Annotated in this window: 6 protein-coding genes; 2 read left to right on the top strand and 4 right to left on the bottom strand. The window is 72.4% G+C overall.

The genetic code is table 11. The annotated features are described in order from the left end of the window. Positions 1-959: DUF8462 domain-containing protein (locus H0488_RS21335; RefSeq protein WP_183101226.1), on the top strand; the 959-nt coding region annotated here is incomplete at its 5' end. Between the two features lie 53 nt (positions 960-1012). On the opposite strand, the gene H0488_RS21330 is transcribed toward H0488_RS21335, so the two are convergent. From H0488_RS21330 to H0488_RS21315, 4 genes are all read right to left on the bottom strand, one after another. Beyond that, complete coding sequence (locus H0488_RS21330; RefSeq protein ID WP_183101225.1) at positions 1013-1993, bottom strand: ribose-phosphate diphosphokinase; 981 nt, start codon at positions 1991-1993, stop codon at positions 1013-1015. 301 nt (positions 1994-2294) lie between these two features. Further along, on the bottom strand, positions 2295-3755 hold the full coding sequence (gene glmU / locus H0488_RS21325) for a bifunctional UDP-N-acetylglucosamine diphosphorylase/glucosamine-1-phosphate N-acetyltransferase GlmU (protein WP_183101224.1): 1461 nt from the start codon (positions 3753-3755) through the stop codon (positions 2295-2297). Positions 3756-3798: 43 nt separating this feature from the next. Beyond that, complete coding sequence (locus H0488_RS21320; RefSeq protein ID WP_183101223.1) at positions 3799-4287, bottom strand: carboxymuconolactone decarboxylase family protein; 489 nt, start codon at positions 4285-4287, stop codon at positions 3799-3801. 1 nt (position 4288) lies between these two features. After that, positions 4289-5410: an NAD(P)H-dependent amine dehydrogenase family protein gene (locus H0488_RS21315; RefSeq protein ID WP_183101222.1), complete on the bottom strand. Its 1122-nt coding sequence runs from the start codon at positions 5408-5410 to the stop codon at positions 4289-4291. Between the two features lie 93 nt (positions 5411-5503). Between H0488_RS21315 and H0488_RS21310 the strand changes: the two genes are divergently transcribed. Further along, positions 5504-6394: a hypothetical protein gene (locus H0488_RS21310; protein ID WP_183101221.1), complete on the top strand. Its 891-nt coding sequence runs from the start codon at positions 5504-5506 to the stop codon at positions 6392-6394. Positions 6395-6401 lie beyond the last annotated feature (7 nt).

Genomic DNA, 6401 nt, shown 5'->3' with positions numbered 1-6401 from the left:
CGTGCTCGCGCGAGCGTCCGGTGCTCCCGGAGCTGGTCCACAGCCTGCGGGCGGCACTCGAGCACGCAGACGCACTCCCCCGCGGCGGCGCCGCCGGCCGATGGCGCAAGCGCCTCGACTCGGTGACCCTCGAGTTCGGCCTGCCGGGCGCGAAGGTGCAGGCCGAGCTGGCCTCGCCGCCCGCTCCGCCCGACCAGAACGCCGGGCAGGCCCCGATCGGGGCCCTCGAGTCGCTCCTCCGCGACTCCTCGACCCTGGTGCGCCAGCGTGGCGGCGCCGGCCTGCTGCTGTTCCTCGACGAGCTCCACACGGCGTCCGCCGACGACATGTCGGTGCTGCTCAACACGCTGCAGAACCTCGATGGCGACCGGGCGCCCACTCCACTGGCAGTGGTCTCGGCCGGCCTGCCGGTCACGCCCGAGGCGCTCACCCGCGCGGCGACCTTCGGCGAACGCAGCTCGTTCGTCTCGCTCGACCTGCTCAACGACGAGGATGCGCGGAGCGTCCTCACCGCCCCCGCCGAGGCGGAGGGCGTTCGGTGGACCGACGGAGCCCTCGACGCCGTCGTCGCCGAGGCGCGGGGCTACCCCTACCTGCTCCAGCTCATCGGCAGCAGCACCTGGGACGCCGCCCGGCCGGCTCGCGGGGACCGGATCACGGTCACCGACCTGCGCCGGGGACTCCCGGCGGCCAAGGACCAGCTGACCGCCATGCACCGCGCCCGCTGGGGCGCCGCGACCCCGCTCGACCGGGAGTTCCTCGCCGCCATGGCCGCAGCGGGGCAGGACAACGTGACCCGCGCGGAGATCGCGCAGCGGATGGGACGGGAGTCCCGCGCGATCAGCGTCCCCCGGGAGCGCCTGATCGAGAAGGGCGTCATCGAGCCCGTCGGTCACGGGCTGGTGCGCTTCACCCTGCCCGGGTTCGGCGACTTTGTCCGCGGTCTCGACCAGGCGTAGGACCTGGGTCGCTCAGGGTCGTCCGGGGCGTACGGCCGGGCGATCCTGGTCGCTCAGGCGTGGCCGTCGAACATGGAGGTGACCGAGCCGTCCTCGAAGACCTCGCGGATGGCACGGGCCAGCATCGGCGCGATCGACAAGGTGGTGAGCTTGTCGAACTGCTTCTCCGGGCCGACGGGGAGCGTGTTGGTCACGACGATCTCGACGGCGCTGCAGTTCTTGAGCCGGTCGACCGCGGGCTCGGAGAGGATCGCGTGGGTCGCGGCGATGATCACGCCGGCCGCGCCCTCCGCGACCAGCGCGTCGGCGGCCTGCACGATCGTGCCGCCGGTGTCGACCATGTCGTCGGTGAGCACGCAGATCCGGCCGTGGACGTCACCGACGACGCGGTTGGCGACCGTCTCGTTCGGCCGGTCGGCCCGACGGGTCTTGTGGATGAACGCCAGGGGTACGCCGCCGAGGCGGGCCGACCAGCGCTCGGCGACCTTGATCCGGCCGGCGTCAGGGGAGACCACGGCGAGCGGCTGTCCGCCGTACTGCGCCTTGATGTAGTCGGTGAGGATCGGCAGCGCCATCAGGTGGTCGACCGGGCCGTTGAAGAAGCCCTGCAACTGGTCGGCGTGGAGGTCGACGGTGATGATCCGGTCGGCACCCGCGGTCTTGAACATGTCGGCGATCAACCGCGCGGAGATCGGCTCGCGGCCACGGTGCTTCTTGTCCTGGCGGCTGTAGCCCCAGAACGGCATGACCACGGTGATCCGCTTGGCCGAGGCGCGCTTGAGCGCGTCGACCATGATCAGGTGCTCCATGATCCATTCGTTGATCGGAGCGGTGTGGCTCTGGATCACGAAGGCGTCGCAACCGCGGACGCTCTCCTCGAACCGGACGTAGATCTCGCCGTTGGCGAACTCGTAGGCCTGGGTCGGCACCAGTGAGATCCCGAGGATCTCGGCGACCTCTTCGGAGAGCTCGGGGTGCGCCCGACCGCTGAAGACCATCAGGTTCTTCTCGGTGGTCCGCTGGATTCCAGTCACGCAAGACTCCTGAGGTCTGAAGTCGCCGGCGGTGGCACGTCTGATTGTGCCTCCTCCCGAAGGTCAGCCCCAAGTTCCCGCCCGTTTTGGGACTGTTCACCCACCGGCCCGGCTCACGGGCGGCCCGAGTCGGCGCGCCGGAGTCGCCGTACGGCACGCGTGATGTAACACGCTGTTCGCCGCTCTTGCAGGACGTCGACGTCCCTTCGGCCCCGATGCAACGGTCTCCCACCGACGCCGAGCGTCGCCGAGATCCGCGAACAGCGTGTTACATCAGCCCGCGGCGTCGCGAGACCGGCCCTCAGATGTCCGGGTCGCCCTCGTCCGCCGCGGCTTGCGCCGCTGCGGCTGCCTCGGCCTGCGCGGTCCCCGGCCGCTTGGCCTGCGCCCACCCCTCCAGGTTGCGCTGCTGCCCGACGCTCACCGCGAGCGCGCCCGGCGGGACGTCGCGGCGCACGACGGTGCCCGCGCCGGTCGCCGCGCCGTCGCCGATCCGCACGGGTGCGACGAAGGTGTTGTTGGAGGCGGTGCGGGCGTGCTTGCCCACCGTGGTCCGGTGCTTGTTGACGCCGTCGTAGTTGGCGAAGACCGTGCCGGCCCCGATGTTGGTGCCCTCCCCGATCTCGGCGTCGCCGACGTACGACAGGTGCGGCACCTTGGCGCCGTCACCGATCCGGGCGTTCTTGGTCTCGACGAAGGCGCCGATCTTGCCGCCGGCGCCGAGCGTCGTGCCGGGCCGGAGGTAGGAGAAGGGGCCGACGGTGGCGCCGTCACCGATCACGGCCAGCTGGCCATGGGTGCGTACGACGCGCGCGCCCGCGCCGATCTCGCAGTCGTCGAGCGTGGTGTCGGGCCCGATCACCGCGTCCTCCCCGACGACGGTCGCGCCGAGCAGCTGCGTGCCGGGCAGGATCGTGACGTCGGGGGCCAGCGCGACTCCGGCGTCGATCCAGGTCGTCTCGGGGTCCATGACCGTCACGCCGTCCTTCATCCACCGGGTGACGATGCGGCGGTTGAGCTCGCGCCCGAGCACGGCCAGCTGGGCGCGGTCGTTGGCGCCCTCGGTCTGCCAGACGTCGTCGACGGGAAAGGCGGTGACGGTCAGGCCGGCGTCGCGCGCCATCTGGACGGTGTCGGTCAGGTAGTACTCGCCCTTGGCGTTGTCGTTGCCGATGCGGCCGACCACGTCGCCCAGGAAGGACGCGTCGAACGCGAGGATCCCGGAGTTGATCTCACGGATCTCCCGCTGCTCGTCGCTGGCGTCCTTCTCCTCGACGATCGCGAGCACGTCGCCCTCGGCGTCCCGGACGATCCGGCCGTAGCCGGTCGGCGCGTCGACGACCCCGGACAGGATGCTGACGGCCGCCTGCGCAGCCTCGTGCTCGGCAGCGAACCAGCGCAGCGTGTCGCCCTCGAGCAGGGGCGTGTCGCCGTACGCGATGAGCACGGTGCCGCTCTCGGGCGCCGCCTGCTGGGCGGCGAGCGCCTCGAGCGCGATGCGGACCGCGTGACCGGTGCCGAGCTGGTCCTCCTGGACCGCGAGCACCGCCTCCGGCAGGCATTCGAGGATGTGGGCGCCGACCTGCTCCCGCTGGTGGCCGACGACCGCGCAGACCCGGGTCGGCTCGAGCCCGCCGACCGCGCTGAGGACGTGGCCGATCATGGTGCGTCCGCCGATCCGGTGCAGCACCTTCATCGTCTTGGACTTCATCCGGGTGCCGCCCCCGGCAGCGAGGACGATGACGGTCAGCTGATCGGCCATGGTCCGAGCCTACGGCCCGCCGATGCCAGCGGACCGGCGGTGGTCAGCCCGTCACGTGGCTCGGCAGGACGCAGGCCGCGTCGAGCCCGAGCACCCGGTTGAGCCGCCCGAAGGACAGCCAGGAGCCGATGCACATGCTGAGCTCGGCGATCTCGCGGTCGTCGTACGACGCGCGCATCCGGGTCCAGAACTCCTCGTCGAGACCGTGGTGGTCGAGGGCGTAGCGCTCGGCGTACTCGGCCGCCAGCCGGGTGCGGTCGTCGAACGCGTCGGTCGTGCGCCACTCCTCGACCGCGCGGTCGAACGTCTCCTCGACCTTCACGCCGTCCCGCTCGGTGCGCCAGTCCTGGCAGAACAGGCAGCCGTTGATCTGCGCGATCCGGAGCCGGGCGGCCTCGAACTCGCGGAGGCCGAGCGTGCTGTGCTCGTAGATGCTCATCGCGAACGCGGAGGCGGCCGGCCCGATGCCCGGCACCAGTTCGCCCCACACGTAGAGGATCGGGTCCTTGCCCTCGGGTACGTCGATGAACATCTCAGGCCCTTCCGTCGGCGAGGTAGACACTCGGCTGCAGCGGGACCTCGAGCCCGTCGTACAGGCCGGGATCGGCGGCGCGCAGCCACGGGATCGCGTTGACGAGGCGGTTGGCCGCGGTCGCGTTGCCGCCGGCGGCGCGGTTGCCGCCCTCGTCGGTGGCCTCGACGCTCACCTCGATCCGCGGCCGGCCCTCGATGACGACGCGGTGTGCGCCGTCGCCGCCGTCGGCGGGCGTGGGCCAGTCGGGCGCGCAGTCCGGGGTGATCCGGGTGACGTGCTCGATCACGATGACCGGCCGACCTCCGACGATGCCCTGCACCTCGAACCGCAGCGCACCCTGGGCGCCGGCGACGAACTCGCCGAGGCGGGTGGTGACCGTGGCGTCGAGCGGCCGCCGCTCGTGGGTCTCGCGGATCTCCTCGATCTCGACGCCCAGCGCGCGGGCGATCAGCCGCACCTGCCCGCCCCAGACCATGCTCGGCACTCCCTCGGCCACCATCATCGGCTCGTAGTCCATGGGCTGGCCCATGCCGACGATGAAGCGCACGGAGTCCTCGGCGTCGTAGGTCGAGTAGTCGAAGATCTCCTGGCAGCGGACCTGCTCGACCTCCGCCCCGAGCCCGCTCACCAGCGCCGGCAGCAGGTCGTTGCCCCAGCCGGGGTCGATGCCGCTGACGAAGAGCGCGCTGCCGCCGTCGGCACACGCCTTCGCCAGTGGCTCGCGCATCTCCGGGGGCGTGCTGCGATGGTCGTAGAGGGCGTAGACCGACGGCGAGACCACCACCGCGCCGGCCCGCAGGCAGCGCTCGATGTCGGCGGCCGCGTCCTCGGGGCGCAGCTCACCGGACGCCATGTAGGCGACGGCACCGCGCCCGCCCAGGGTGGCGATGGCGGCATCCGCGTCACGGGTTGCCGCAACGCCGAGCGCGCGGCCGAGGTCGGCGAGGTCGCCGGCGTCCTGACCGTCCTTGGCCTCGCTCGAGACGACGACGGCGGCCAGCCGCAGCCCCGCGTGCGCCGCGACCGCACGGATCGAGGCCCGCCCCATGTTGCCCGAGCCCCAGACGACGACCGGGACCTCGGCGTCGCCGCCCGGGTAGAACGTGTTCTCGTTCTGCATGGCGGCAGCGTACGACGGATCGGGGCCGGCGGCGACCGCTGCGGTTGTCGCATTTCCACTCCGGGGGCGCAGCCGGGTTGCCATACTGCGCCCGTGAGCGCGACCGGGGTCCTCCGACGGCTGCCCTTCGCCTTGGCCTGCGTCACGGGTCTGCTGATGGTCGGCGTGATCGTCGGGGCGTCCCAGCTCGACGCGTCCCGCTCCGGGGACGAGGTGCTCGACGGAGCCTCGCCCTTCCTCACCGACGACGGCCTCAGCACCATCCAGGCCGACCTGGCGCGGATCGACGCCACGTTCACCCAGATGGCGGCAGATCCCGACTTCGCCGCCGAGGTCGCGGGCGACCCCACGCTGTCCGAGGCCGCGGCCCGGCTGCCTGCGGCCCAGGAGCTCGCCGAGAAGGTCGTGGGCAACCTCGACCAGCGGCAGGGGCAGTTCGACAGTGCCGCGGCGCTTCCCGGGCTCGGCCTCGATCTCTTCGGAGCGGTGGTCGGGCTGCTCGTCCTGGCGGTGGTCGTGGTGATCGCCGGCGGTGTCGGCGCGGTGCGCCCGAGCCGGTGGGCCGCGGTCGTCGTGCTCGTCGCCGGCGTGGCAGTCGCGGGCACGCCGTTGGCCCTCGGGCACCTCGACAAGGCACGCGACACCGACGCGCTGCTCGACTCGCTGCGCCCGTTCTCGGTGGAGAAGGTCGAAGCGCGCCAGGCCGGACTGGCGGACGTCGCCCTGGTCTTCGACGCCTACGACGGCACCGCGGTGCCTGCGGAGGACCTCGCCGAGACCGACGCGGCGATCGGCCGCTTCGAGGAGCTGGTCGAGTTCAGCGAGGAGGCCCAGCCGCTCCTGGTCGACGCGACCACGATGTCGGCGACGACCACGGCGTGGCTGTCGATCGGCGAGGGGGCGGCGTTGGTGCTCGCCGGCGCCGCGGGGCTCCTGACCGCGCGCCGGCCGGACCGGCCCCGCCCGCCGGGGACGGGCAGCTAGCGCGGCG

Origin of the sequence: Nocardioides pelophilus, from assembly GCF_014180685.1 — a bacterium.
Lineage (GTDB): Bacteria > Actinomycetota > Actinomycetes > Propionibacteriales > Nocardioidaceae > Nocardioides > Nocardioides pelophilus.
Note: the sequence above shows the minus strand (reverse complement) of the source record. Positions and strands in the feature narration are given on the sequence as shown.